26 protein-coding genes are annotated in these 25,976 nt (G+C 62.9%); 11 read left to right on the top strand and 15 right to left on the bottom strand.

Annotation, left to right across the window (positions count from 1 at the left end; all coding sequences use genetic code 11):
- Positions 1-82: 82 nt before the first annotated feature.
- From AC0IX4_RS03530 to AC0IX4_RS03485, 10 genes are all read right to left on the bottom strand, one after another.
- Positions 83-448: a 2Fe-2S iron-sulfur cluster-binding protein gene (locus tag AC0IX4_RS03530; RefSeq protein WP_471828065.1), complete on the bottom strand. Its 366-nt coding sequence runs from the start codon at positions 446-448 to the stop codon at positions 83-85.
- Entirely contained in the window at positions 445-684 is a 240-nt protein-coding gene (locus tag AC0IX4_RS03525; RefSeq protein WP_471828064.1) for a hypothetical protein, read from the bottom strand. Before AC0IX4_RS03525 ends, AC0IX4_RS03530 begins: the two co-directional genes overlap by 4 nt.
- A gap of 37 nt (positions 685-721) precedes the next feature.
- Complete coding sequence (locus AC0IX4_RS03520) at positions 722-967, bottom strand: lipoyl domain-containing protein (protein WP_471828063.1); 246 nt, start codon at positions 965-967, stop codon at positions 722-724.
- Positions 964-1,938: an alpha-ketoacid dehydrogenase subunit beta gene (locus AC0IX4_RS03515; protein ID WP_471828336.1), complete on the bottom strand. Its 975-nt coding sequence runs from the start codon at positions 1,936-1,938 to the stop codon at positions 964-966. The genes AC0IX4_RS03520 and AC0IX4_RS03515 overlap by 4 nt, the downstream gene beginning before the upstream one ends.
- A gap of 38 nt (positions 1,939-1,976) precedes the next feature.
- Positions 1,977-2,975, bottom strand: coding sequence for a thiamine pyrophosphate-dependent dehydrogenase E1 component subunit alpha (locus tag AC0IX4_RS03510; protein WP_471828062.1), 999 nt, complete (start codon positions 2,973-2,975; stop codon positions 1,977-1,979).
- A 10-nt stretch (positions 2,976-2,985) separates the two neighbouring features.
- Positions 2,986-4,719 carry an FAD-binding protein gene (locus tag AC0IX4_RS03505; protein WP_471828061.1) on the bottom strand — a complete coding sequence of 578 codons (1,734 nt, stop codon included), beginning with the start codon at positions 4,717-4,719 and terminating at the stop codon, positions 2,986-2,988.
- Positions 4,703-6,202, bottom strand: coding sequence for an aromatic ring-hydroxylating oxygenase subunit alpha (locus tag AC0IX4_RS03500; RefSeq protein ID WP_471828060.1), 1,500 nt, complete (start codon positions 6,200-6,202; stop codon positions 4,703-4,705). Before AC0IX4_RS03500 ends, AC0IX4_RS03505 begins: the two co-directional genes overlap by 17 nt.
- A gap of 133 nt (positions 6,203-6,335) precedes the next feature.
- Positions 6,336-7,223 (bottom strand): alpha/beta fold hydrolase, encoded by an 888-nt coding sequence (locus tag AC0IX4_RS03495; protein WP_471828059.1) that lies wholly within the window; start codon positions 7,221-7,223, stop codon positions 6,336-6,338.
- A gap of 28 nt (positions 7,224-7,251) precedes the next feature.
- A complete protein-coding gene (locus AC0IX4_RS03490; protein ID WP_471828058.1) occupies positions 7,252-8,151 on the bottom strand; it encodes an alpha/beta fold hydrolase in 900 nt (299 codons plus the stop codon).
- 79 nt (positions 8,152-8,230) lie between these two features.
- Complete coding sequence (locus AC0IX4_RS03485; protein WP_471828335.1) at positions 8,231-9,067, bottom strand: mycofactocin-coupled SDR family oxidoreductase; 837 nt, start codon at positions 9,065-9,067, stop codon at positions 8,231-8,233.
- Between the two features lie 441 nt (positions 9,068-9,508).
- Between AC0IX4_RS03485 and AC0IX4_RS03480 the strand changes: the two genes are divergently transcribed.
- From AC0IX4_RS03480 to AC0IX4_RS03460, 5 genes are read left to right on the top strand one after another with little or no spacing between them, the layout of a single operon-like run.
- Positions 9,509-9,700, top strand: a complete 192-nt coding sequence (locus AC0IX4_RS03480; RefSeq protein ID WP_471828057.1) for a ferredoxin — start codon at positions 9,509-9,511, stop codon at positions 9,698-9,700.
- Positions 9,701-9,711: 11 nt separating this feature from the next.
- Positions 9,712-11,085 carry a cytochrome P450 gene (locus AC0IX4_RS03475; protein WP_471828056.1) on the top strand — a complete coding sequence of 458 codons (1,374 nt, stop codon included), beginning with the start codon at positions 9,712-9,714 and terminating at the stop codon, positions 11,083-11,085.
- Positions 11,082-12,758, top strand: a complete 1,677-nt coding sequence (locus AC0IX4_RS03470) for an FAD-dependent oxidoreductase (RefSeq protein WP_471828055.1) — start codon at positions 11,082-11,084, stop codon at positions 12,756-12,758. Before AC0IX4_RS03475 ends, AC0IX4_RS03470 begins: the two co-directional genes overlap by 4 nt.
- On the top strand, positions 12,739-13,983 hold the full coding sequence (locus AC0IX4_RS03465; RefSeq protein ID WP_471828054.1) for an NAD(P)/FAD-dependent oxidoreductase: 1,245 nt from the start codon (positions 12,739-12,741) through the stop codon (positions 13,981-13,983). The genes AC0IX4_RS03470 and AC0IX4_RS03465 overlap by 20 nt, the downstream gene beginning before the upstream one ends.
- Before the next feature lie 38 nt (positions 13,984-14,021).
- Positions 14,022-14,789: a CocE/NonD family hydrolase gene (locus tag AC0IX4_RS03460; RefSeq protein WP_471828053.1), complete on the top strand. Its 768-nt coding sequence runs from the start codon at positions 14,022-14,024 to the stop codon at positions 14,787-14,789.
- 294 nt (positions 14,790-15,083) lie between these two features.
- Here AC0IX4_RS03460 and AC0IX4_RS03455 read toward each other — a convergent pair whose 3' ends face one another.
- Together AC0IX4_RS03455 and mftR are read right to left on the bottom strand one after the other, a co-directional pair.
- Positions 15,084-16,679: a GMC family oxidoreductase gene (locus AC0IX4_RS03455; RefSeq protein ID WP_471828052.1), complete on the bottom strand. Its 1,596-nt coding sequence runs from the start codon at positions 16,677-16,679 to the stop codon at positions 15,084-15,086.
- Positions 16,680-16,958: 279 nt separating this feature from the next.
- The gene (gene mftR / locus AC0IX4_RS03450) at positions 16,959-17,597 is read right to left on the bottom strand and encodes a mycofactocin system transcriptional regulator (RefSeq protein WP_471828051.1); all 639 of its coding nucleotides are present in this window, start codon (positions 17,595-17,597) and stop codon (positions 16,959-16,961) included.
- Positions 17,598-17,704: 107 nt separating this feature from the next.
- On the opposite strand from mftR, the gene mftA reads away from it, so the two are divergent.
- Genes mftA through mftG form a run of 6 tightly spaced genes read left to right on the top strand, consistent with a single transcriptional unit; the run spans position 17,705 to position 22,811 of the window.
- Positions 17,705-17,815 carry a mycofactocin precursor MftA gene (gene mftA, locus AC0IX4_RS03445; protein WP_471828050.1) on the top strand — a complete coding sequence of 37 codons (111 nt, stop codon included), beginning with the start codon at positions 17,705-17,707 and terminating at the stop codon, positions 17,813-17,815.
- Between the two features lie 8 nt (positions 17,816-17,823).
- The gene (gene mftB / locus AC0IX4_RS03440) at positions 17,824-18,105 is read left to right on the top strand and encodes a mycofactocin biosynthesis chaperone MftB (RefSeq protein WP_471828049.1); all 282 of its coding nucleotides are present in this window, start codon (positions 17,824-17,826) and stop codon (positions 18,103-18,105) included.
- Positions 18,102-19,418, top strand: coding sequence for a mycofactocin radical SAM maturase (gene mftC, locus AC0IX4_RS03435; protein ID WP_471828048.1), 1,317 nt, complete (start codon positions 18,102-18,104; stop codon positions 19,416-19,418). Before mftB ends, mftC begins: the two co-directional genes overlap by 4 nt.
- 47 nt (positions 19,419-19,465) lie before the next feature.
- Entirely contained in the window at positions 19,466-20,653 is a 1,188-nt protein-coding gene (gene mftD, locus AC0IX4_RS03430) for a pre-mycofactocin synthase MftD (protein WP_471828334.1), read from the top strand.
- Position 20,654: 1 nt separating this feature from the next.
- Entirely contained in the window at positions 20,655-21,332 is a 678-nt protein-coding gene (gene mftE, locus AC0IX4_RS03425; RefSeq protein WP_471828047.1) for a mycofactocin biosynthesis peptidyl-dipeptidase MftE, read from the top strand.
- Between the two features lie 15 nt (positions 21,333-21,347).
- Positions 21,348-22,811, top strand: a complete 1,464-nt coding sequence (gene mftG / locus AC0IX4_RS03420; protein WP_471828046.1) for a mycofactocin dehydrogenase MftG — start codon at positions 21,348-21,350, stop codon at positions 22,809-22,811.
- 101 nt (positions 22,812-22,912) lie between these two features.
- On the opposite strand, the gene AC0IX4_RS03415 is transcribed toward mftG, so the two are convergent.
- Genes AC0IX4_RS03415 through AC0IX4_RS03405 form a run of 3 tightly spaced genes read right to left on the bottom strand, consistent with a single transcriptional unit; the run spans position 22,913 to position 25,832 of the window.
- Positions 22,913-24,358, bottom strand: coding sequence for a cytochrome P450 (locus AC0IX4_RS03415; protein WP_471828045.1), 1,446 nt, complete (start codon positions 24,356-24,358; stop codon positions 22,913-22,915).
- A complete protein-coding gene (locus AC0IX4_RS03410) occupies positions 24,355-25,494 on the bottom strand; it encodes a DUF6545 domain-containing protein (RefSeq protein WP_471828044.1) in 1,140 nt (379 codons plus the stop codon). The genes AC0IX4_RS03415 and AC0IX4_RS03410 overlap by 4 nt, the downstream gene beginning before the upstream one ends.
- Positions 25,491-25,832 (bottom strand): hypothetical protein, encoded by a 342-nt coding sequence (locus AC0IX4_RS03405; protein ID WP_471828043.1) that lies wholly within the window; start codon positions 25,830-25,832, stop codon positions 25,491-25,493. The genes AC0IX4_RS03410 and AC0IX4_RS03405 overlap by 4 nt, the downstream gene beginning before the upstream one ends.
- Between the last annotated feature and the right edge of the window lie 144 nt (positions 25,833-25,976).

Below are 25,976 nucleotides of genomic sequence, written 5' to 3'. Positions count from 1 at the left end.
ATTGGGAAGTCCTCTCTTGTTCGAGCAATGTTCTGCGGCGGCGCCGGGGCTCCGCCGAATCGGGGCTGTACTCCCCCGCGATCTATCCGGACCGCTCTCGATCGACGTGCTCGTTCGCAGCGGGCTCGGAAGCAGGAGCCGGGGCTCGCACCCCCTTCTTCTCCAGGACGACACCGTCGCCGCAGACGAGGGTCCGGCAGCCCAAACGCACCATTCGGCTGCGAAGACGGGGCGGGAACAACGTCCGCATCGCGAAGATCTCTTCTTCTTGCGGTGGAACAATGTTCTCCTCGCCGTCCTTGATCCGCACGAAGCACTGCATACATTCCAACTGGCCCCAGCATTTGGTCGGCCAGTCGAATCCGAGTCTCCATGCCGCTTCTGCAACCGATTCTCCCTCGCGCACATCGATTTCGACGTCGGATCCGTCGATCCTCACGACGGTCACGCGGACCGGTCCTGTCCTGTCGAGAGGACAGCGGACGAGCTCTGCTCGAGATCGACAATGCGCTGCTCCAGACGACCCACCACATCGAGCAAGGCCAGGACACCTTTTCGGATCACTATGTCGTCGCTCTTGGCAATTCGCTGCGCATCCAGATCTTTCAAGATCTCGATGACTTCCGCCGAAAGCGCTGCTCCCGGTGACACAGTCACGTCACCGACCGAGTTCGCTATCTTCATCGCGGTCTCCTCTCGTCCGTCCGCTACCGCAGTCTGCTCACCCGACCTCGATGACTCCTACCTCGGTGCCCACCGCATACTCGCCGTCGGCTTCGACCGTTCCGTGCCGCAGAATTCCCGTTGCGGGCGCCTCCACTTCCACCTCGACCTTGTCCGTGGCGGCCGTGTAGATCGCTTGCTCCTCGTCCACGTGCTGTCCATCCTCGACCAGCCATTCGACGAACGTCGCCTCGACTGCGGCCATGCTCAACTTCGGGATCTGGACGGATACGGTGTCACTCACTTCTGAAACTCCATCGACTTCTTTGCAGCAGCTGCAATCTTGGCTGGTGACGGGGAAACGTGCGCTTCCAGAGTGCTCGCCGGAATCGAACGGAAACGTGTGGCTACGCGCTCCACGGGGGCATGCAACCTCCCGAACAACTGCGCGTTGATCTGGGTGGCCACCTCGGCACCCGGGCCCGCGAACTCGACCGCGTAATGGGCGATCACCGCGCGACCGGTGCGCCCGACCGATTGCAGAACCGCGTCCATGTCGAGGGGAAGCAGTGTTCGCAAGTCGAGGACCTCGGCATCGATGCCCTCGGCCGCAAGCAGTTCCGCAGCTTGGAGCGAATCGAACACACCGCGGCCGTACGTCACTATCGTGACGTCCGATCCGTGCCTCTTGATGTCGGCCTTCCCGATCGGCACGACGTGTTCACCCACGGGAACCTCGCCTTTGACGCCGTAGCAGGCGGTCGTCTCGATGAAGATCACCGGGTCGGGATCGAAGATCGCAGCCTTGAGCAGACCCTTCATATCAGCGGGCGTACTTGGCATGACGACCTTCAGGCCCGGTACGTGCATGAACCACGCTTCGAGCGACTGCGAGTGCGTAGCACCACTTCCGAGGCCACCGAACGTAGCTGTTCGAACGGTCAACGGCACGGTGGTGCGACCGTTCGACATGAACCGGGCCTTCGCCGCGTGGTTGACGATCTGGTCGACCGCGATACCGATGAAGTCCATGATCATGATCTCGGCGACCGGGATCTGGCCCTCGATCGCCGCGCCGATGGCAGCTCCGACGATAGCCGCCTCCGAGATCGGCGTGTCGAGTACGCGATTCTTCCCGTGCTTTGTCGACAACCCGGCGGTAGCCCCATTGACGCCGCCGCCCGGATCGGCCAGATCTTCGCCGATTAGGAAGACCCGCGGGTCCGCGGCGAGCGACTCGTCGAGTGCTTCCTTGATCGCCTGCAGATTGGACATCGTTTTCGTGTCCGTGAGGCTTTCGGTCGTGACCGCGGTCATGCGGGCACTCCTTCCATATCGGCGTACAGATCGTTTTCCAGGGCGTCGACATCGGGATATCCCGAGTCGACAACAGCCTTGACAGCCACCTCGACCTCTGTCTTGGCTGCATCGTCGATCTCATCGATGTCGGCCTCGGTGAAGTGACCGCTCTCGACCAGCTTTAGCCGATACGTCACCATCGGGTCCTTCAGTTTGGCGGCAGCCAACTCTTCCTTCGGCATGTACTTCATCGCATCGCCGGCGTAATGCCCGTTGAAACGGAACGTGACGGCCTCGATGAGCGTCGGGCCCTCCCCCGCACGCGCACGAGCAGCCGCGTCGACGGTGGCCTGGTACATCGCTTCCGGATCGTTGCCGTCCACGCGAATACCCGGAATGTCGAACGCCAGCGCGCGCTTACGCACCTCGTCGATGTTCATGGTTTCTGCAATGGGAGTTAGTTCCGCATACAGGTTGTTCTGGCACACGAAGATGACCGGAAGCTTCCACACCGCCGCCAGGTTCACGCCCTCGTGAAACGAGCCGGTATTCGTGGCACCGTCTCCGAATGTCACGACCACGACGCGATCGCTTTCTTGCTGCTTCGCGGCCAGAGCGAGACCGACGCCGACGGGAATCCCCGCACCGACGATTCCCGTGGTCAGCATGACTCCCTGCTCGGGCGCAGTGATGTGCATGGTGCCACCCTTGCCGCCGGATGCACCGATCTTGCGACCGAGAACCTCACCGATGACATCGGTCAACGGGACGCCCTTGCACACATGATCGTGGAGACCACGGTAGGTGGTCACGAGTCGGTCATCGTCGTTCAAAGCCGCTGCGATTCCGGCGGGAATGGCCTCCTGCCCCCGGGAGGGCCAGATGACGGTGGCGAATTCGCCGCGCGCTATCCCCTTGCGGAGACGCTCGTCGACCGCAAAGGCCAGCGCCATCTTCGTGTACAGTTCCCGGCCCAGCTCGGGGCCGGATTCGGTTCCAGTCGAATTGGTCATCTTCGCATCCTCAATTCGCTCGCACTATCGGCGGCGTCGATCGATCGCCGGCCGCAGCAGCGTGGTCGGTTGCGGCAACATGATTCCCCGCGATATAGCCGAAGGCCATGGTGTACGCGATGCTCGCGCCGGCCCCGGGGTACGTCCTACCCGTCACGGTCGCGGCCATGTTGCCGGTCGCATACAGACCGGGGATCGGACTGTGCGACTCGTCCAGGACCTGGGCGTTCTCGTTGCACAACACACCGCCGATGGTCCCGACGTCGCCCGGAAAGATCTGAGTGGCGTAGAACGGACCCTTCTCGATGGGCCCAACCGCCGGATTGGCCTGTCGACCCGGATCTCCGAGGGCCTTGTTGTACTGAGATTCACCACGGTGGAACTGCGGATCCTCGCCACGAACCGCGCTGACATTGAAGGTGCTGACGGTATCGGCGAGGGTCGAGGGATCGACGTCGATCTTTGCCGCCAGTTCCTCGATGGTGTCCGCCTTTTTTATCCATTCCTGGTCGAGCCATTCCGTGGGCATATTGCCCGGTCGGGCCGACAACAGGTGACGCAACTTCGGCATGCCGTTGTTCCACGGCACCTTACGACGGTAGGCCTCGTCGAATATCAGCCAGCACGGAGCACCGTTGTTGGCGTACATCGCTCGGCCGATCTCGATGTAGGAGTTGGATTCGTTGACGAACCGCTTGCCGTCCTGATTGACGAAGATCGTATGGGGGAGCTGCCGCGCCAGCGTCAGGGTGGATCCCGCCATTTCCATCCGCGGCGTCAGGAACCACACGGCTTCGTCCATGTATTCGGTCTGTGCGCCGACCGCGATGGCAGCCTGCAGTACTTCGCCGGTGTTGCCCGCGTTGCCGATACTCCACCGGCCGTCGTTCGGCTGCGTCGTCTCGGTCGCCTTGGATCGAAACTCGCTGTTGTGCTCGAACCCGCCTGCAGCGAGCAACACTCCACCCGAACCCCGGATCTCGCTCGTCTTGCCTTCTGCGCGAACGCGTACTCCCACTACACGGCCGTTCTCGACGATGAGTTCCTCGACTGCGGTATCGAGTCGAATCGGAATACCCTTCTCGACGATGATCTTGGTCAACTGCCCGACCAGCGACATCCCGTTCGTGAACAAGTCCTTGCCCCGTGCGCGACCCACGTACGTTCGCATCACCACCCGTGCTGTGGCCAAGAAGGTGCGAACGGAACGGAACACCATCGCAATGTTTCGGACTTCGTTCGTCTTGATGGCCAGTCCGATTCCGCGACCCATGCCTGGATTGATCTTGGTGTGCCAGTCGCCGAGCTGTTTCCCGTCCCACGGGATCCCTTCTACGGACCGGCCACGGGCGCTGCCACCCGGGTGGGTGTCGTAGTAGTCGGAGTAACCCTCACACCGTTCGAGTTCGACACCGAGCTTCTGGATGAACGAAATCATCTCGGGCCCGTTCTCGAGGAACGCAAGGCGACGTTCCAATGACGATGCGTCATCGGGGTCTCCGACGACGGACTGCAGGTACTTCATTCCCTGGTCGAACGAGTCAGGAATGCCCTCCTTGCGCATCAGCGGGTTGTTCGGCATCCAGATGATTCCACCGGACATAGCCGTCGAACCGCCGATCACGCTCTGCTTCTCGAGAATGATCGGGCGGAGGCCCGCCTCGGCCGCTGCCAGCGCAGCGACCAGGCCCCCTCCGCCACTTCCGACGATTACGAGGTCATATTCGTCACCGCTCGTTGGCACTGAAACTCCCCTTCTTGCTTTCGTTGACCGCGGCTTCGGCTTCCGCCTGGACGCCCGCGGCGATATAGCGATCGAGATTCTGGTGCATGTTCGCGATGGACTTCTCGAAGACGGCGGACAACCGGCTCGCCTCGTAGGAGTGTGAGTGCAAACCCCGCTGCTGACGCTCGATGTTGCTGAAGTCCTGACGCGGGATCAGGCCCCAGTTGTCGACGTCGTCCTTGTCGAACACGCCCTTCAACTCGGCCCGCTCCGGCTCCTGACCGACGGGATATGTCGTGAGCGACCAGATATCGAACATCGTCCACTCGGGGTTGTCGTTGTGGGGTCGAACTCGGTACGCCAGCGAGTTGCCCCACTGCGGCAGCATCAGGTAGTTCGGGTACATGAAGATGTCACCGCCCCACAACTGCTGGTTCTCGGGTGTCCTGTCCGCCATCGGAATACCCGCCCCTTCGGCGTACTCGTAGATAGCGTCGATCGCCCGATCCGAGAAGCTCGCTGTGGGGTCCGCGTCGGTTCTATTTCGCAGGCCTTCCATGATCTGAACGTCTCGGTCCATGACCATCGCATCCTGGCCGCTGACGAGCAGCCGATTGGACTCGATGAACATCTCGCGAGCAACCGCTGCTTCTTCCCCGGTCGTTTCCAGATATTCGCTGTTCTCGGAATACGCGCTCTGGAACCGTGCATGCCCGTTCTTGAAAGCGGTATACTCCACCATCTTGCTGAAGAGCTCACCCGATTCCTGACCGCCGCCCATGAGAATCTGTGGGTGGGTCTGCATCACGTGGTACGCCTCGAAAAATGCCTCCTGGGCCATCTTCCAGTTGGCATTGATGACGGTCTCTTTCCACCACTTGACGCGCATGTTCCCGACCCCGGCCCCATCGAGGATGCTCTTGACCGGTGACAGATGCTCTGCCAGCGGCTTTGCATCGAGGTCCATGTTGATCCACACCATGCCGGCCCAGATCTCGACCTTCACTTCGCTCAGGCGGAGGTCTTTGTCCTGCTTCGTGGCCGGCGTGAACGTGTCCTCCATGAAGACGTAGGAAGCCTCACCGTCGAGGTTCCAGCGCCAACCGTGAAAGGGGCACACGAGCTGGCCACCGGGCAGCCGCCCGCATCCCTTGGCCAATTCGGTGGCGCGGTGGCGACAGGCGTTGTGGAAGCCTTTGACGCTCTCGTCCTTCTGCCGAACCAGCAGAATCGAATTGCCGACGATCTCGTACTCGACGTAGTCGCCCGCATAGGGCATTTCTTCCAAGCGTGCGGCCATCTGCCAGGTCTTCGTCCAGAGGTGCTTCTTCTCCAGCTCGTAGAAGCTCCGGTCGTAATAACGCTCTCGGGGGACGAAGTCGAAATCTTTCATGGCAAAAGGCACTGCCGACCGCTGCTCTTCGGGCAGGGGACCTTCCGCACTGTCGGGATCGCGTGAAATCGCACCCTCATACTGCTCGGGTGTATCGATGATCGACATCTGACTCGTTCCTCTCACTGGCTGCGGGACCGGGCACCCGAGAGTGCCACTGTGGAACCAAATCTTTGCTAACGCACACCGTACTGTGCGTGGGGTCACACCACAAGGTGAATGCCGGTTCGAACTTGAGAACTCAGCTTCGCGGCGCGGCGCCGGCGATGTGGTCGAGAAGTACCGGGGCCGCTTGGACCCACGGATCGAAGATGCTGCCCTGGTTCGCGCTCTCAGCCTCCTGCGCCTTCTCCCAGGCGTCCTCAGCCCACGGTGGTTCGATGAGTCTCGAGTTCGCAATCAGACTGTGGACCACGAACGACGTGCGCTTGGGATGATCGCGATCGGCTTCGCCGCCCCGGATAACGAGTGTCGGGACATCGATACCCTCGAATTCCCAGTCCGCAACACCTGCGATTGCTTCGTTCGGCTTCGGAACGAACGCGTCGAACCACTGTGTCATCACCTTCTCGAACTCAGCCGCGCCGATGCCGAGCAAACGTTCGCGATTACGAGGGTTGGCTTGGACGAGCTCGCGCCAACTACCCGCCAGACCCGGCATCTCGAGAACGCCCTCCAGTCCGGCCGCTCGAACCGTCCGGAGCTCCGACATCGCATACACCATCGCCAGAGTCATCGTGCTGAAGGTGCCGCCCACGATGGACCACACGGCGAGGCTCGACACGAGGTGGGGGTACTCGATGGTGAAGACGATGGAATCACGCGCACCACCGGAGCCGCCGAGAACCGCGACCGGACCACCGACGAGCTGGTCGATCACCCCTGCGAGAGTCTCAGCCCGCATGTGGGATTCGGATCGCCCGAACACCTGGATGTCGGAACTGCCACAGTTTGGCCGGTCCCACAACAGCACACGCATTCCGCCCGCAGCGATCGCCTCCGCGAGCGGGCGGACACCTGGATAGTCTTTGCCGAAACGACCACCGGGCGTGAGGACGACGACATCGCCGTCCTCGGGGCCGACGAAGTCGTACACGACAGTTCCGCCGTTGACCACTACCTCAGCCACTACGACGCCCCCTCTCGGGCTTCCGGCATCACGCAGTCCTCTCTGTCGGCGAATTCGATGGACCTGGTCGCTCGTCGAAGAAGTCCAACAAGACAGGAGCGGCCTGCTTCCATGGATCGAATATCCGTCCGGTGCCGGCCATCGACGCCTTCAGCGCTCGTTCCCACGCATCTTCCGGCCACGGCGGATCGATCAGGGTCGAGTTCTCGATCAAGGCATGAATCTCGTAGGAGGTTCGCGCCGGGTGGTCGTGGTCGTCCGCGCCGCCTCGGATGATCAGCGTCGGGACGGTGAGCCGCTCGACCTCCCAATCCCGGACGCCCGGAATCACTTCGTTCGGCTTCGGTACGTAGGCGTCGAGCCACCTGTTCATCGTTCGACGAAAGCCGTCCGCTCCTGCTTCTTCGAGGCGAGCACGGTTACGCGGGTTGGCGCGGACGAGTTCGGCCCATGCCGGCAACTGCAGCACGCCTTCGATCCCATGCATCTGAACGGCGCGCAACTCGTCGAGCACGTATACCGCGGCGAGATTGATCGTGCTGAACGTCCCGCCGACGATCGACCACAGGGCAAGCTTGGTAGCCAGGTGGGGGTACATGTGCGCGAACACGATCATGTCGCGTGCTCCGCCCGATCCACCCGCAGCGATGACGGGTCCGATGTTCAACTCCTCCAGGACGGCACCGAGGGTTGCTGCTCGCATGTGGCTTTCGGTTTTTCCGAAGAGCTGAATATCGGAGGACCCGCAGTTCGGCCGGTCCCAAAGCAGAACTCGCTTGCCCCCCGACGCCAACCGCTCCGCGAGGTCGCGAACACCGCCGAAATCCCTACCGAACCGCCCGCCCGGCGTCAGCACGACCACGTCGCCGTCTTCCGGGCCCAGGAACTCGTAGACGACCCGTCCATTGTTGACTGTCACCTCGGCCATATCGATCCCCGTTCGAGTGTGCGCTCACCGCGTCGTGGTCGGACGATGTCTGTGCATTCGATGTGCGACGTGCACGCCATTACTTGAGCAGTGTCCCGGCGTCGATCGGCAAGGTGATTCCAGTGACGAACCGCGCCTCGTCGGAAGCGAGCCACGCAATCGCGTTGGAGATGTCGATCGGTTCCACCCATGGAGTGTCCAGTGCGGTTTGCGTCGCGAACCGCTCGGTCAAGGCTGCTTTAGTGCGGGCTTCGACAGGCAGGTCCGGAGCGAAAAGGGCGTAGATCTCCGGGTTGTGCACCATGACGGTCTCCACACTGCCGGGGTGCACCGTGTTCACCCGGATATTGTCCGGAGCGAGCTCGTACGCGAGCGTACGCATCACCCCGATGACACCATGCTTGGCCGCAACGTAGTGCGCGAAGCCTGGCATCCCTTTGAAGCCGGCCATTGAACTCGTGATGACGATCGATCCGCCACCGGCGGCACGAAGATGGGGTATCGCTGCCTGGCAGGTGAACCACACACCTGTCAAACACACGTCGATGGTTTCGCGCCAGACGTCCGGACTCATCGAGTCGGAAGCTCCGAGGGTGAAGATTCCCGCATTGGCAGCCACGATATCGAGCCGTCCGAGTTGCGCGACGCCCTCGTCGACTGCAGTGGACAAGGCGTCGGAGTCGCGGACGTCCGCGACCTTGGCAACGATGCGACGGCCCAACTGCTCCACCAGACGCGCCGTCTCGGCCAGATCGGCCTCGGTCGCCGCGTCGTACTTCACGGTCGGCAAGGGTTTCGCAATGTCGACGGCAATGATGTCGGCACCCTCGCGGGCCAGCCGGAGCGCATGCGAACGCCCCTGGCCGCGGGCGGCACCGGTGATGAAAGCGACTTTGCCTTCCAGATTCCCCACGATTCTCCTTCGATCGATCGACGGACGGCGAAGCAGCCCGCGATCGCGAAGCCATCATCTGCCTGCATCGCAACGTACCAACTATTTGCTTCGTTCGGACGCGAACCGGGGAAGGAGCGAGGCCGGGGCTCGTTCGGTCCACAATCGCCCCCGGGGCGCATGGCGACAGCAGCCAAGGCTACCGATTCAGGGCCGATGTGAACGGCGATTCATCTGCCCGATTCGCTTGTCTTGTGTACTGAATCACGTTACCGTCGTGATCCACGCCTCACTCCGCTCCCGAGGAGACTAGAGAAGCGCCACTCACCACGGTGGCTCCACGCTGCTCCTCTGCGCCATCGCCGTCATAACGACCGGCAGGCACACGACGGGAGTTTCACAGCCCGATCCGCGTCGTGAACGACCACTCGTCCACTTCCGAGTAACCATGAAAGGACTGGACTCATGCAGGTTCACGTCGAACCCCAGCTCTGTCAGGGCCACACCATCTGCTCGATGGCGGCCCCAGAGGTGTTCATCCTCGACGACGAGGACGGCCATGCGTCAGCCGTTGCAGGTGAAGTCGAGGCCGATCAGGTCACCAAGGTTCACGAGGCCATCAAATCGTGCCCTGAACGAGCCATCGTCGAACTCTGAGAGGCACCTTCATGACCACCGAAGACACCAGCGCACCAAGCGATCACAAGAAGTGCCCGATCGACTTCGATCGCCACGCACCGGGATACCGCGAACGTTTCGTCGAAATCACCGACCAGCTCCACACCCAGTGTCCGGTCGCCTGGACCGAGGCTTACGGTGGACACTGGGTCGCCAGCGACATGCCCGAATTGTTCGAGATCGCTCGGCGCTCGGACGTTCTTTCCTCCGACAACGACTACGAGGGAATCCGAAAGGGCTACAAGGGAACGAATATTCCCTGCGCTGAGCGGCCGGACTCCAGGGGCGGGTTTCTCGAGCTGGATCCACCGGAGCAACAGGACTACCGCAAGGCGCTCAATCCATACCTGTCACCTGTCGCTGTGCAGAGTTGGGTGCCCGTGATCGACGAGATCACCCGCGCCTGCATCGACGATCACATCGAGTCGGGTTCGATCGACTTCATCGACGATCTCGCGAACATCGTCCCTGCGGTCACGACGATGGGCCTCCTGGGCATGCCCCTCGATGACTACGAGCGATACGTCGAACCCGTACACGCCGCAGTCTACACACCCTACACGTCGCCCGAGAGCGCAGGCGTTTTCGAACGCGTCGACAAGGCAATGCATCATATGTCGGGTCTGGTACTCGCAATGAAGGACGACCCAGCTCCTCGACCGGGCCTTGTTCTTGCACTCCTGAAAGCGAAAGTGGGCGGTGAAGAACTGCCCCACAAAGCGGTAATGGAAACTCTGGGATTGCTCATCGGCGGCGGTTTCGACACGACGACGGCACTGACTTCACACGCGTTGGAGTGGTTGTCCGAGAACCCGACCGAGCGAACCCGGCTGCATGAGAATCTGGACACCATGCTGGATTCGGCGACAGAAGAATTTCTGCGCTTCTATACCCCCGCGCCCGGTGACGGCCGCACGTTTGCCGAAGACGTCGAGATCGGTGGCGCCAATTTCAAGGAGGGCGACCGTTTGTGGTTGTCCTGGGCGATGGCCAACAGGAATGCCGACATCTTCCCCAATCCCCATGAAGTCGATTTGGAGCGCAGCGGTAATCGGCATGCTAGCTTCGGCCTCGGCCAGCACCGTTGCATCGGGTCGAACGTAGCGCGCAACCTGTTCAAGCGGATGCTCACACAGGTTCTGGACCGGATGCCCGACTTCGTGTGCGACCCCGCAGGTGCCGTCCACTACGAAACGGTCGGCGTCATCAACGGGATGCGTAAACTGCCGGCTACATTCACTCCCGGCCGGAGACTCGGACCAAGCCTGCCGGAAACGATCGACCGCCTGCAGACACTGGTGGACGACCAACGACTCGGAGAGCCTGTCACCAAGCGCAGATCTCGGGGCGAGGACGACTGGTGACCTTCGTCATCCTCCAGTCGTGCTGCAACGACGCATCGTGCGTAGCAGTGTGTCCTGTCGACTGCATTCATCCGAGACCGGACGAACCGGATTTCATGCGCGCCGAGATGCTGCATATCGACCCCGACGTATGTATCGATTGTGGAGCCTGTGTCGACGAATGCCCGGTCGACGCCATCCGCGCGGAGGACGATCTCACCGAGGAACAAGACGACTATCTCGACCTGAATGCCGAGTACTTCGAAATACCGCGCAAGCAACAGTCGAGCGCTGTCGGACCGAAGCCTTGGAGGAAGTCGAACTACGCGGATCTGCGGGTCGCGATCGTCGGGTCCGGGCCTGCAGCGTTCTACGCGGCCTTGGACCTGCACAGCATGAAGGTCGCGAAGATTCGCATGTTCGACCGCTTGTCGTCTCCCTACGGCCTCGCTCGGTTCGGGGTCGCTCCCGACCATCAAACGACGAAAGCGGTGACCGACGTCTTTCGCTCACTCGGACAGCGGGAGAATTTCGAACTCGGTCTCGGTGTCGAGGTCGGCAAGCATGTGACCCATGACGAGTTGCTCGAGCATCACGACGCGGTGCTGTACGCAGTCGGAGCCTCGTCGGATCGCCGTTTGAACGTCAACGGCGAGGACCTTCCCGGCATCCACGCGGCCACCGAGTTCGTCGCGTGGTACAACGGCCATCCGGACTACGCAGATCGGCCTTTCGACCTGTCCGGTCCGCGTGCTGTGATCATCGGCAACGGTAATGTCGCCCTCGACGTTGCTCGGATGCTGTTGTCCGATCCCGACAAGCTGGCACAGACGGACATTGCGACGCACGCGTTGGAATCTCTGCGTACCAGCAACGTTCGCGAGGTGACGTTGGTCGGACGACGCGGGGCCGCACAGGCTGCTTACACGAATCCCGAGATGCTGTCATTGATGGCCATGGACGGCGTCGAAGTCATCGTCGAGTCCGAGGACGTTGCCACAGACGAGGTCACTCGCGCTGTACTCGAGCGTCCGGAGACGGATTCCAGCGTGCGTGCGAAGGTCCGCTATGCGCAAGCGGCAGCGCGGCGTCCCCGTCGTGACGGGGCGAAGCGTCTCGTGTTGCAGTACAAGTCGTCGCCGACAGCTGTGAAGGGTTCCAGTCGTGTGGAAGAGGTCCATTTCGTGCGCAACCGACTCGAACTCGAAGCGGACGGGTCCGTCGTAGCGGTTCCCACCGACGAGACCCACATTCTGCCGGCGGACATCGTTTTTCGATCCATCGGGTATCGCGGTCTGCCGGTCGAGGACCTGCCGTTCGACAACACGCGAGGGATTGTTCCCAACGTCGACGGACGCGTCGTCGACCCCGATACCGGTCAGCCGATGGCCGGTGTCTACGTTGCGGGCTGGATCAAACGAGGTCCTACAGGAGTGATCGGTACCAACAAGATGTGCGCCACCGAAACCGTGGACGCACTGTTGCGCGATTACTCCGCAGGTGTCCTGACTGCCGCAGAACACCATCCTGCCGTCATGACGGCCTTGGTGCTCGAACGCAATCCAGATGTTCTGACGTTCGCTGACTGGTCGCTGATCGACCGGGCTGAGCGCGACGCGGGCAAAGCGGAGAATCGCCCGAGAACAAAGTTCGTCGACGTTGCCTCCATGTTGAATGTCGTCCGATCCAGATGAACCGACCCGACGTCCGGAAGGGCCGACGATGATGTCGCCGATAGTTGTAGTGGGAGCAGGGCTCGGCGGTGCGCGTGTGGCATCGGGGTTGAGGGACAGCGGTTTCGAGGGCCGCCTCGTGCTGTTCGGAGAGGAATTGCACGCGCCGTACGACCGCCCCCCTCTGTCCAAGGGTCTACTGCTCGGGGCCGTGGATCGAGTGGAACTGAATACGGACCAGTTCTACACCGAGAACCGGATCGAATTGCGGGCTGGAAAGAAGGTCACGTCGATCGACACGGCAGCGAAATGCGTGTCTGTCGAAGCCGTCGACGGCGGATTCGCGGAATCAGTGGAGTATTCCGCACTGGTACTCGCCACTGGCTTGAGTCCCCGGACGTTACCGTTCGCGGTCGATCGGGTCGGTGTGCACGTACTGCGCACGATCGACGATGCGCGTGCGGTGCGCGCTGCAAGTGAATCTGCTGAGCGCGTCGTCGTCGTGGGAGCCGGCTTCATCGGCTGTGAGGTAGCTGCGAGTCTGAGAACACGCGGATTGACCGTCACGGTGCTGGAAAAGTCCGCGGCCCCGCTCTCGATGGCTCTCGGTGAGGAGGTAGGCGCAATGGTCGGGCGGCTGCACGCACTCAAGGGTGTCGATATTCGCACGGGTGTGAGCCTCATCGGCATCACCGGTGACGAGCGTGTCACGGGTGTGACGCTGTCCGACGGCACGGAGCTCCCAGCTGATCTCGTTGTCATGGGGATCGGTTCAAGTCCGGCGGTCGACTATCTCGGCGGTTCCGGAATCGACATCGCAGCTCCTGACATCGGAGGTGGAGTCGCGTGTGACGCCAACGGTCTGACAAGTGTCCCCGACGTCTATGCCCTCGGGGATGTTGCAAACTGGCTCGATACGCGCGGTGTGCCGTCCCGAGTCGAACATTGGAACAGCGTCGTCGGACAGGCGACGACGGTGGCCAACGCGATCCTCAACCTTGCAGGGGACGATCGACCGGTGGTCCCTTACTTCTGGAGTGACCAGTTCCACCTCAAACTCCAAGCACTGGGACATCCCGCGGCCGGAGATGACGTTAACATCCTTTCCGACGAGGGTGGCAAGTTCGTGGCGCTCTACAGCCGCGATGGAAGGCTGACTGCTGTTGTTGGCTTGGGCAAGCCAGCCGCGGTGATGAAAATGCGCCCACATCTCATTGCCCGTACAGCGGTACTCGATCTTGCGTGAAGGCATCTCACTAGAATCCCTGCTCGTGCGGGTGCCGTATGAACATCACCGGGATCTACATGCAATTCTTCGATCGCTGGCTTCGTGGCCGCATCTGGGATCAGAGTCGGGCGCCCGTACGAATTTTTGTCGTGGGCATCGATCAATGGCGTGACGAGCAGGACTGGCCGCTGCCTGACACGATGTACGTGGATTACTTTCTCGACAGTGCAGGCGGAGCGAACACAGTCGACGGTGACGGTGTGTTGAGCTGGACATGCCCGACAGCAGAGGCCATAGACTCCTACGTCTACGACCCCACGCAACCTGTCCCCAGTATCGGTGGACGGGTGTGCCAACCGGTGGCGCTCAATGCTGTCGGCCCAGCGGATCAACGGGAAGTCGAAACTCGTGAAGATGTCCTGCGCACCCCCGGCGGACGGCACCGCCGTGTCGTCTGCTGCTCCTTACCCGTCCTGGATGAATCGGTCGAGGTCACCGGGCACACTTCGCTGATCCTGCACGTAGTCTCATCGGCGCTGGATACCGACTTCACAGGAAAGCTGGTCGATGTGCATCCCGACGGTCGTGCAATCTATTTGACCGACGGTATGGTTCGAGCCCGCTACCGGAACTCGTTGGACAAGGCGGAGAATCTCGAACCCGAGAGAGAATACGAGTTGACTCTCGAGCTGTCGGTGACCTCGAACGTCTCCCTGCCCGGCATCCGGATTCGCCTCGAGGTCTCCAGCAGCGCTTACCCACGCTACTACCGGAATACGAACATGGGTGGCAAAATCAATGAGGAACGTTCGGAGACTCCGTGACTGCGCTCAATCGTGTCGTGCACGGACCGAAGCATCCCAGTCGCTTGGTACTGCCCATCATTGCGCGTTGAGATGTGTCGTTTTCTGACTGTACGAATTTCCCAGCCGCAGTCGATGGCGCTTTCGCGGCGCTCGGTGAGAAACCGCAACTCGGTCCATCCAGTGCACTGATCTTTCGAAGACTCGTGCCGTCGGGTAGACGACGAGACCGCCGGCACGAAGCGCCGGTGGTCTCGTCGTCCCTTCTCACCTGTTCGGTGAAAAGGACGTACTACACCTGTTCGATTCCGCGGGTCAGACTTGCTCCAGAATGAGCTCGGCGGCGCGGTGTGCCATTGCCATGGCGGGACCGTTCAAGTTGCCCGATGCCATGGCGGGCATCACGGACACATCCACCACGCGTAGCCTGTTGACGCCCCGCACACGCAGCTTCGAGTCGACCGCGTCTGTTTCGTTCGGACCCATCGCCGCCGCTCCACAGGCGTGATAACCGGTTCCGCCGTTGACGAAGCCCGAGTTGATGATCGATTCGTCGTCCTGGACGAGTGGACCCGGAACGGTCTCCATGGCAACGAGATCGGCGATGGGCAACTGCTCCACCAGTTCGCGCATCTTGCGGAACAGACCGATCGACTTCGTCCGGTCGTGTTCGGTCGACAGATAGTTGGGGATGATGCGCATCGGGACCCGAGGATCGCTGGAGGTCACATGAATCGAGCCTTTGCTCGTCGGCCTGAGAGCAAAGCCGAGCAGGGAGAAACCGGGTCGGTTCTCCACACCCGAACTGGTGACGCCGACACCCATCGAGTACGGGGTCAGTAGCGCCTGCGCATCAGGCCTGTCGAGGCCCTCCTCCGTCTTGAAGAACGACAGCATGTCGTAAGCCGGGGTCGAGATGGGACCGGTCCGCGTCAGCAGGTAGCGGGCCCCTGCCAGACCCTGCCGGGGAATGGAACTCAGCAACTTGTTGTAGCCGAGATTCTTGTTCATGCGTAGCTGCAGCGGCAGGCAACGGTGCTCCAGTACGTTTTCGCCGACGTTGGGGCTGTCCACCCGGACGTCGATGCCAGCTGCGTCGAGAACTTCCTTCGGACCAATTCCCGATAGTTCGAGAAGCTGTGGCGTCGCGATCGAGCCGGCGCTGACTATCACTTCCCGGTCGGCGCGAAACGACACCGGGGACTCACCTTTCAGTGCTTCGACCCCGACGACGTCGTCACCCTCGAAGATCAGTCCTGTCGCGGTCGTGTTGGTGAGGACGGTCAGATTGTCGCGCTTCATCGCGGGGTGCAGGAACGCTCTGGCCGCGCTGACACGCACTCCGTTCCGAATCGTTGCGGGGGCGTAACCGATCCTCTCCTCGTCACTCGAATTGACATCCACGAGTGTCTTCATGCCGATTTTGCCTGCCGACTGCATCAGCAGTTCGTCGACCTCGTCGGAGTCCTTCCGCACACCCACTTTCAGTGGGCCACCTGCGCCGCGCATGTCCGAGCCGCCGAGGGAGTGGTCTTCGATGGACCGGTAAGCCCTCAGGATGTGATCCCAACCCCATCCCTTGTTGCCCATCGCCTCGAAGGCGTCGAAGTCGGCCCTGGATCCTCGGTTGTAAACCATCCCGTTCACCGAGCTCGATCCGCCGAGCATCTTGCCGCGGGACCAGTACTCGACCTGATTGAACGGGCCGAAAGGTGCCGTCGGATGGAAGTATGCGTATTTCGGGTTGCTCAGGGTGAACGAAATCCCCTTGGGAATCCCGACCATCACATGACGGTCCGATCCTCCGGCCTCCAACAGCAGGACGGAGACTTTGGGGTCTTCGCTCAGCTTGTTGGCCAGGACGCACCCCGACGAACCCGCTCCTACGATCACGTAATCGAAACGACTCACACTCACACTCCACTTCGTCGAACTCAGACCCTGCCAGTGCAGACCCCGACCCTGGACAACATGTTTCGACTCGTCACAGCGCCAATGCCGCACGTCACGGTCTGCCTGAACAGTAGTTCATCTATTCGACTACGGGCTCAGTTTTGAAGCATCAACGCGGAAATAGGGGCTCGACATCGCGGAGTTCCACGGTAAGCGGACATCTCCGCAGTTGGGCGGCGGTGGCTGCGCACTCCATGGCCCACAAGCGCGTGTCGTCGGTCTGGGTGGCCCACACGCCTACGTAGTCGGGATGCCGCGTCTCCGGCCCGGTCTATCCAATCCGGAGTAGAGCGGCCCCGACGCGTCGACAAGTAGTTCGGCGAGGTCAGCGTCCGCACAAGTCAGCCACTGCTCGTAAGCGGAGATCGCAACACCGAGCGCCAACCACCCTGCTGTCCTTGGGTAGAGATCGTCGGGGTCGAGCGCTTCACGATCTGCGACGAATTCGGCAACGACACGCCTCCACCCCCGGTACATCACCATCGAGTACGACTGCAGCTGCGGGACCTCCAGGATCAATCGCATCCTCCTCCGATGGATCGCGTTCTCCTCGGCAGGGAACGAATTGAACCGGAGCAGCGCAGCAAGCACTGCGTCAGGGACCGAAGTATCGGCCGCGGTGTCTGCGAACAGCCGACGAAGTACGTCCAGCCCGGCCTCGAAGTCTCCCCATGGGGTGGCGTTCTTGGACGGGAAATAGCGGAAAAATGTCCGCCGAGCGATGCCGGCCGCTTCTGCGATGTCGTCGATGCTGGTCTCGTCGAAACCGTTCTCAGCGAACAGCGCGATGGCCACGTCGCTGATGCCGCCTCTCGTCGTCGCCGGCGGTCGCCCCACCGTGCCGGACGGTTCCTGCTCCACCACGTGATCCCCCATTTCTCCGCAGTCTGTTTACTTTGTGCACTCGATGCCATTATAGTTTGTGGTGTGCGACACCAGTCGGTGTTCGCGCGACCCACATCACATACCACGGAGGTTCTCGCGTGTCCGATCTGTCGAACTCCACGTCCGAAGCATCTCAGTCCGAGGAGCCGTTGGTGCAGGAGTCGCTGGTGGAGGAAGTCTCCATCGACGGCATGTGCGGCGTCTACTGAGCCGACCGATGAACATCGACGATCGCTGGCAGCTGCACCCACAGGTGGCGCTGCGTCCGGAACCGTTCGGCGCGTTGCTGTATCACTTCGGGACCCGCAAGCTCTCGTTCCTCAAGAACACGGCGATCGTCGACATCGTTCGCTCGCTGCCCGACCACGACGACGCTCGTTCGGCGTTGACGGCGGCGGGCGTGTCGGACGAGGCGATGCCCCGGTACACCGACGCGCTCGCAGTACTCGCGCGCTCGAACATGATCGTTCCCACTCACGTGAAGGAAGGCCCGGCATGACCTCCACTCTCGCCCGCCCCGAGCAACCGGTAGGCCGCCTGGTCGACCAATTCGAACTCGGGCTCGACGCCCCCATCTGCCTGACGTGGGAGCTCACCTACGCCTGCAACCTCTCCTGCGTGCACTGCCTGTCCTCCTCCGGGCGACGCGACCCCCGGGAACTGTCCACCGAGCAGTGCAAGTCGATCATCGACGAACTGCAGAAGATGCAGGTTTTCTACGTCAACATCGGCGGCGGCGAACCCACCGTGCGGTCCGACTTCTGGGAACTCGTCGACTACGCCACCGCCCACCAGGTGGGCGTCAAGTTCTCCACCAACGGCGTCAAGATCGACGAGAAGGTCGCCGCCCGACTCGCCGCGTCCGACTACGTCGACGTACAGATCTCCATCGACGGCGCCACCGCCGAGGTCAACGACGCCGTCCGCGGCCCCGGCTCGTTCGACATGGCCGTCCGCGCCCTGAAGAACCTGAAGGACGCCGGGTTCCGGGACGCGAAGATCTCCGTCGTCGTCACCCGGCACAACGTCTCCCAGCTCGACGACTTCAAGGCCCTCGCCGACGCCTACGACGCCACCCTCCGCATCACCCGCCTGCGTCCCTCCGGCCGCGGCGCCGACGTCTGGGACGACCTGCACCCCACCGCCGGACAACAACGCGAACTCTACGACTGGCTCGTCGCCAACGGCGACGGTGTGCTCACCGGCGACTCCTTCTTCCACCTCTCCGCCTTCGGCGACGCCCTGCCGGGGCTCAACCTGTGCGGCGCAGGACGAGTGGTGTGCCTGATCGACCCGATCGGCGACGTCTACGCCTGCCCCTTCGCCATCCACGAACAATTCCTCGCCGGCAACACCGTCCGCGACGCCACCCCCGACATGGGCGGCTTCCAAGCCGTCTGGCAGACCTCCGAGCTGTTCCAGGAACTGCGCTCACCGCAGACGAGCGGCGCCTGCACGAAATGCGCGCACTTCGACGCCTGCCGCGGCGGATGCATGGCCGCGAAATTCTTCACCGGACTGCCCATGGACGGCCCCGACCCCGAATGCGTCCAGGGCTACGGCGAATCCGCGCTCGCCGCCGACCGCGGCACCGTCCCGAAGTCGAGCGTCGACCACTCCCGCACCGGAAAACGATCCACCCCGAAAGCGTCGATCCCGCTGACTCTGCTCACCCGCCGAGACGGCGCGCCCGCCCTCGGGAAGGCCGGAGGCCGGCCGGCACTCGGGAAGACCGGAGGCCGGCCGCCGGCAGGGAAACTCTGTGACGAGAATCCGCTTGCAGGCATGACTATCGGCAAGGACCACCAGTGAAACTCCGCGACATCCAAGCCCACAACCCGTGGGCGCGAAACCCGTGGATGGAAACCGTCGCCGAAATGCAGCGACGAGCCAAGAAACGTCTTCCCCCGTCGGTGTACTCGGCACTGATCGCCGGCTCCGAACGCGGCAGCACCTACGACGACAACATGGCAGCCTTCGGCGAACTCGGCTTCGCACCACGGGTCGCCGGCCACGCGCACGTGCGGGACCAGTCGACGACGGTGATGGGGCAACACATTTCGATGCCCGTCATCATCTCACCCACCGGCGTGCAGGCCGTCGACCCCGACGGGGAGGTCGCGGTCGCGCGCGCCGCCGCCGCCCGCGGCACCATCATGGGACTGTCCTCGTTCGCCTCCAAGTCCGTCGAGGACGTCGCCGCAGTCAACTCGCAGACACTGTTCCAGGTCTACTGGCTCGGCACCCGCGAAGAGATGGTCGCCCGCATGGACCGAGCGAAAGCAGCCGGCGCGGTGGGCATCATCCTCACCCTGGACTGGTCGTTCTCCTACGGCCGCGACTGGGGCAGCCCCGCCATCCCCGAGACGATGAACCTCGCCGCCATGGCGAAGTTCGCCCCCGAGGGCCTGATCCGCCCGGCGTGGCTCTACAAGTTCGCCAAATCGGGACGCATCCCGGACCTCACGACGCCGAACATCCTGCCCGCCGGCGCACCGCAGCCGCCGACGTTCTTCGGCGCCTACGGCATGTGGCAACGCACCCCGCCGCCGTCGTGGGAGGACATCGCCTGGCTGCGTGCGCAGTGGGACGGCCCGTTCATGCTCAAGGGCATCTCCCGCGTCGACGACGCCCGCCGCGCCGTCGACGCCGGCTTCTCCGCCATCTCCGTCTCCAACCACGGCGGCAACAACCTCGACGGCACACCGGCCACGATCCGCATGCTGCCCGCCGTCGCAGACGCGGTCGGCGATCAGATCGAAGTGCTGCTCGACGGCGGAATCCGCCGCGGCAGCGATGTCGTCAAAGCCGTCGCCCTCGGCGCCCGCGCGGTCATGATCGGCCGCGCCTACCTGTGGGGCCTCGCCGCCAACGGCCAGGCCGGCGTGGAGAACGTCTTCGACGTGCTGCGCATGGGCGTCGACAGCGCCCTGCTCGGCATGGGTAAGAGTTCGATCGCCGATCTGGGTCCCGACGACATCGTCGTACCCGAAGGCTTCGTCAGAGCCCTGGGAGCCACCGGCGATCAGGCACTGCGCACTCTCTGACATGGCTGATCTCGGGTCGACGCGGTGGCCGCACATCGACGGCGGACTCGTCGTCGTGCCGGTGGGGTCCGTGGAACAGCACGGACCCCACCTCCCCCTGGCCACCGACACCGTCATCGCCGAGGCGGTCGCCTCCGGCATGTCGGATGCGTGGATCGCCCCTGCTCTCGCCTACGGGGCGAGCGGAGAACACGAAGGTTTCCCCGGCACCGTCTCGCTCGGTCGCACCACCCTGAGCCGGGTGATCGTCGAGTACGGCCGCTCGATCTGCCGGTGGGCCGACCGCGTGGTGTTCGTCAACGGTCACGGCGGCAACGGATCCGCCTTGGCCGACGCGGTCACGCTCCTGCGATACGAGGGACGCGACGTGGCCTGGTTTCCCTGCTGGGTACCCGGGGCCGACGCCCACGCCGGACGTACCGAGACGTCGTTGATGCTGCACATCGCACCGGAGCAGGTCGTCATCGAGGCTGCGGTCATCGGAAACACCGACCCCATCGCCACACTGATGGAGCGACTGACAGCGTCGGGCGTGGCGAGTGTGTCCCCGTCGGGTGTACTCGGTGATCCCAGCGGAGCGACACACGTCGAGGGTGCCCACCTGCTCGCGGGACTCCGGCAACGCTTCGTTTCGGCTGTCCAGCGATGGGCACCCGACGACCGCGGAATCCTCCGATGACGACCAGTCCCGACCGTGGTTGACGTCATCGTCGTCGGCGGCGGCAGCGCCGGCTGCGTCGCCGCAGCGACGTATGCGCGAGCAGGCGCCTCGGTGACGATCATCGAAGCCGGCCCCGCATTCCTCCCCTCGGCCGACACCGACTCGTGGCCACCCGACCTGGCGGACGTCCGCCGCATGCCGATCGGACCCGAGTCGCCGTACATCGACCCGGTCTCGGCGCGGACGACCGGTGATCAGCATCTGGTTGCCACGCGAGGACGTGTGCTCGGCGGATCCGGCGCCGTCAACGGGGCCTACTTCGTGCGCGCACCCCTCTCCGACTTCGACACCTGGCCCCAGGACCTGTGGAACCGGGACACCGTCGCTCGGTACTACAACCGCATCGAGACCGACCACGACTTCGGAGACGTCGATCATCACGGCTCGACCGGCCCGGTACCGGTGACACGCACTGTCACCTCGCCTGTCGCACAGGCATTCCTGCAGGCAGGTATCGCATCAGGGCATCGACACCTCGACGACCTCAACGCACCCACAGCCGGCGACGGCATCGGCGCGGTCCCGTCGAACGTGCTTCACGGGCGCAGGATCTCCATGGCCGAGGCCTACCTCTCGCCCGTCGCAGACAGGATCACCGTTCGGGGACACTCGCAGGTGGCGCGCCTGCTGTTCGACGGCGACACGGTCATTGGCGTCACCGGCCGCGACGACGACGGCACCTTCGTCGTCCACGCAGACCGGGTGGTGCTCGCCGCTGGAGCTGTTCGCACGCCGAACCTCCTGCTGCACTCCGGGATCGGTGACGCCGACATGCTCCGACGGGCGAGAATACCGGTGGTGCAGCATCTCCCGGGAGTCGGGGTCGGCATGGCCGACCACCCCGAGATCACGATCACCTACCGACCGAGAACGGCACCCGAGAACTCCGACCGCGGGACACCGCTGCAGGTCGTGCTGCACTCCGGTCCGATCGAGATACGCCCGTACACAGCGTCGTTCGACCACTTGATACCCGGGCTACCGCCGATGTCGCCGGCCATCGGAGTCGCGCACATGTACCCCGACGCACGAGGGGCCATCAGCATCACCTCGAACGATCCGTATTCGACACCGAGGGTCGAGCACAGGTACGTGGAGACCGAAGCGGACCGCAGAGCGCTGCGCACCGGCATCGGACTGGCCGAACAACTTCTGACGCAGGCTTCCCTGTCGTCGAAGGTATTCGAGCCCTCCTGGAATGCCGTGTCCACGTGGTCGACACCACTGGGAGGATCGCTGCACACGATGTGTAGCGCTCGCATGGGATCTGAAGAGGACCCGCTGGCCGTCGTCGATTCGGCCGGGGTAATGCGCGGGGTGTCCGGCCTGTCGGTCGTCGACGCATCGATGTTCCCGTCACCGGTGTCACGAGGTCCGCACGCTACCGTGGTGATGGCGGCACAACGTGCGGCAGAACTGCAGATCAACAGCATGTGAGTCGTAGTCTCGTAAGTATCACGATGCGTGCGAGGTCGCGAGGAGCGAAGCGCTCATCGCTTTCACCGCCGTCCACTTCAGTCCTGATTGGCATCCCTGGGTCAGGTGGGATGATGTGGCACCGCGCCCAGTATCCAATCGGCGTGTTCAGGCCGATCACGAACTTGCACAAATAGATCGCGAGGCTTCAGGGTGACTGTCTCGTCGACTTCGAGCGAGTAGTTCGGTTTCCCGACGAGGTCGACTCGCCCGACTATGAGAGCTAGTGCAACGAGCACCTCGTGATAGGCGAATTGTCGGCCTATACAGCCGCGCAGTCCGGTCCCGAACGGCTTGTACAGATCAGCGAGGTTCACCGGAACGCGACTGCGCTCGAACCGATCCGGGTCGAATTGTTCCGGATCAGCACCCCACGCAGCATCACGGTGCAGTTGCAACAACACCACGAACACCCACTCCCCCTTCTCGAAGGGGTGCTCGCCCACCATCGTGTCTCGACGAGCCTTCCGGTAGTACCCGGGCGCCACCGGCCACAGGCGCAACGTCTCGTCGACCACGCGCCGCAGGTACCGCAGCTTGCCCACGTGATCGAACTGGAGATCGCCATCGGGGCACACCGCCGAGAGCTCCGCCCGGATCCGCGCGACCACGTCCGGATGAGTCGACAAGAAGTGCAGAGCGAACGCCATCACACCGGCCGACGTCTCCTGGCCGGCAACCAGAAACGTGAGTATCTGATTGCGAATGTTCTGATCGGACAGCCGCTCCCCCGTTGCCGGATCTGCGGTGCTCAACATCAGATCCAGAAGATCGCCACTCCCCGGGGCGTCTCGCTCGCGCCGCGTCGCGACGATGTCGTCCACGAGTCGTTGAGCTACCTCGATGTCGTCTCGGTGTTGGTTACGTTCACGCCTGTACATCGTCGCCTCGAGAGCGGGGTGGGAGTAGGCGGCCCGGTTGATGTATTTCAGTGCACGAGAGATCCGCACCACCAATTCGTGCGGCGCCGCATTGTCGAAGGATCTGAAGTCGTAGCCGAAGGCCACCTCGCCGATCACACCAAGAGCGAGCTTGTTCATATCCGCCGGTACGTCGATCCACGCTCCTGGACCTCGGGCGGTCCAGGAGGACAGCAGGTGCTCCGTCTTGCCCACCATCGTGTCGTGATACTTGCGCATCGACGACTGGGAGAACGCCGGTGCCAGAATCGCGTGGGCTGTCGCCCAGGACGGTTCGGAGTTGTACGCAGTGAACAGCCCGTCACCGGCTACTTGTCGAAGGTTGCCCATGGGCACACCGAGGAACTTGGCCCACGTCGTCTCGTCGTTCACCGCCGCGACCTCGACGGGCCCCGACACGTATGTCACGCGGGTCCCGAACACGTTGCGTTCGTAGATCGATCCGTACTTTTGCGCATCCCGCATCGCCCATTGACTGGACTCGGTGACGTGGAGGTCCAGAATGTCGCCGACCACCGGTAACCGCCGCGGTGGATGCGGCAGCACGCGGTCGGACGCTCGTACAGGTCTCACGGTGTTGTCGTTCATTGCTGCTCCCCCTGCGTTGTTGCGATGAGTCTCGGCTCGGTCGGCCAGTGACGGCCGATGGCGGCCAGCACTCGCACTTCTTGCTTCAAGTCGACCGACGGCTCGATCGGCACTTTTGTGAACGCTCCTGGCGGCTCGTCGGCTCGTCGTCTGTGTGCTGCGAGGTAGAAGACCTCTGCGGCCGACCTGTCGTCGACCGCACCCTCCTCAGGGAGGTCTTCCACGTAACGGCCCAGCAAACTGAGCGAATCCCTGATCTCCACGCACATGCGATGGGCTCTGTGCTTGGGGGACGACTGCGGTAACGGATGGCGGAGGACGACCTCCGGACAGGTCCGAATGAGCTCCGACCACATCGGCGTCAGAGAGCGGATCGACCGGGTCCAGCGGTCGACGCCCAGCGACTCGGTAACCGCTCGCCACAGGGGTAAGGCTGCGCACAGCGTCGCCAAGGCCAGCATGTAGATGAAGCTGACCTCGTTCAGCGTCACCCGCAACGCCACGAAGTCCCGAGCGATTCCGGTTGCTGCGAACGCTCCCATCAGCAAGATCGAGACCGCCTCCTCCAAACCCCACACGGCCACAATCGCGAACAGCCAGAACACCATCGACACTTGTGCCGGCAGCTGACCGCGGCGCAGCTCCTCGACAGAAACACGCAGGTACAGGTACGGCATGGACGCTGCCCACGCAGAGAACAGCGCGAAGTACACCGCCGTTCGCCAACCCGGTTGCACATCGATGTACTCGCCAGAGACCCGCGCCGAGGAACCGACGACGATCATCAGCGCTCCGCTGGCAAGTGCAAGCATCATCACCACTGTGGTCGTCGAGGCGTGTTCCTCAGGTCGTCGCCAGCGGAGGGCGATAGCGATCAGCGGTGCAAGCGCCAAAAGTAGTGCCACGGTACCGAGTTGCTGCATCAGCGGCACGTCGATCATGGTGCCGGTCGCTGATGCCACCGCCGATTGAATCGCCCCTTCGCGAGCGAGACCAGACGAAATACCGAGCGCCAGAGCCATATTGACGAGACGGGAGGTGGCAGTCCGGCTCGCAAGCACAAGCCTGGCGAGGAGGATGCCGACGCTCCACAGCAACAGTGGGTATGACACCAGCATCGGCACCGAAGACGTCACGTCAGACCCAAGAAGTCGTGCATCGCGGAGGAACGCCGGTAGCGCGACACTGCCGCCGACATGAGCAGATCAGCGAAGGTCTCGGCTTCGCCTTCCTGATCGTCATCGAAGTTCGATCTTTTCATGACCGATTCGAGCGCATCCAAGTCGATGTCGGGGCAGAGCTCGCGGAGCGTGGCGTCTGCAACTGTCGATCCCCCGTGACCCAGCACCATGTGTCCGACTTCGTGCATGATCGTCTGGTCGACGTGGTAACTCGATGAGTCCGCGTGACAGACGATTTCATCGTGATCGTGGAACTGCAACCACAGTCCGCATGGCAAGCCCTGCAGCGTCACCGCGTCGATGGGAACCAGCGCGATCGGCCGACCTCTGTGGGCTGACAGGCTTTCGAGGAAGGCCGTTCTGTCCCACGGGCTCGGAACCAAGAGTTCGATGGCGCGGGCAGCCGCGATCACATCATGTGCTGAAAATGTCATTTC

It is taken from the genome of Rhodococcus sp. AC861 (genome assembly GCF_979256035.1).
The sequence above is the reverse complement of the archived record's forward strand: the minus strand, read 5'-3'. Positions and strand labels throughout refer to the sequence as shown.

What these genes read in the sequence shown, in the direction of transcription:
- AC0IX4_RS03525 (WP_471828064.1), bottom strand. Translation starts at nt 684, where the DNA reads ATGAAGATAGCGAACTCGGTCGGTGACGTGACTGTGTCACCGGGAGCA.
- AC0IX4_RS03515 (WP_471828336.1), bottom strand. Translation starts at nt 1,938, where the DNA reads ATGTCCAATCTGCAGGCGATCAAGGAAGCACTCGACGAGTCGCTCGCC.
- AC0IX4_RS03510 (WP_471828062.1), bottom strand. Translation starts at nt 2,975, where the DNA reads ATGACCAATTCGACTGGAACCGAATCCGGCCCCGAGCTGGGCCGGGAA.
- AC0IX4_RS03500 (WP_471828060.1), bottom strand. Translation starts at nt 6,202, where the DNA reads ATGTCGATCATCGATACACCCGAGCAGTATGAGGGTGCGATTTCACGC.
- AC0IX4_RS03490 (WP_471828058.1), bottom strand. Translation starts at nt 8,151, where the DNA reads ATGGCCGAGGTGACAGTCAACAATGGACGGGTCGTCTACGAGTTCCTG.
- AC0IX4_RS03480 (WP_471828057.1), top strand. Translation starts at nt 9,509, where the DNA reads ATGCAGGTTCACGTCGAACCCCAGCTCTGTCAGGGCCACACCATCTGC.
- AC0IX4_RS03475 (WP_471828056.1), top strand. Translation starts at nt 9,712, where the DNA reads ATGACCACCGAAGACACCAGCGCACCAAGCGATCACAAGAAGTGCCCG.
- AC0IX4_RS03465 (WP_471828054.1), top strand. Translation starts at nt 12,739, where the DNA reads ATGTCGTCCGATCCAGATGAACCGACCCGACGTCCGGAAGGGCCGACG.
- AC0IX4_RS03460 (WP_471828053.1), top strand. Translation starts at nt 14,022, where the DNA reads ATGAACATCACCGGGATCTACATGCAATTCTTCGATCGCTGGCTTCGT.
- mftR (WP_471828051.1), bottom strand. Translation starts at nt 17,597, where the DNA reads ATGGGGGATCACGTGGTGGAGCAGGAACCGTCCGGCACGGTGGGGCGA.
- mftB (WP_471828049.1), top strand. Translation starts at nt 17,824, where the DNA reads ATGAACATCGACGATCGCTGGCAGCTGCACCCACAGGTGGCGCTGCGT.
- mftC (WP_471828048.1), top strand. Translation starts at nt 18,102, where the DNA reads ATGACCTCCACTCTCGCCCGCCCCGAGCAACCGGTAGGCCGCCTGGTC.
- mftD (WP_471828334.1), top strand. Translation starts at nt 19,466, where the DNA reads ATGGAAACCGTCGCCGAAATGCAGCGACGAGCCAAGAAACGTCTTCCC.
- mftE (WP_471828047.1), top strand. Translation starts at nt 20,655, where the DNA reads ATGGCTGATCTCGGGTCGACGCGGTGGCCGCACATCGACGGCGGACTC.
- AC0IX4_RS03415 (WP_471828045.1), bottom strand. Translation starts at nt 24,358, where the DNA reads ATGAACGACAACACCGTGAGACCTGTACGAGCGTCCGACCGCGTGCTG.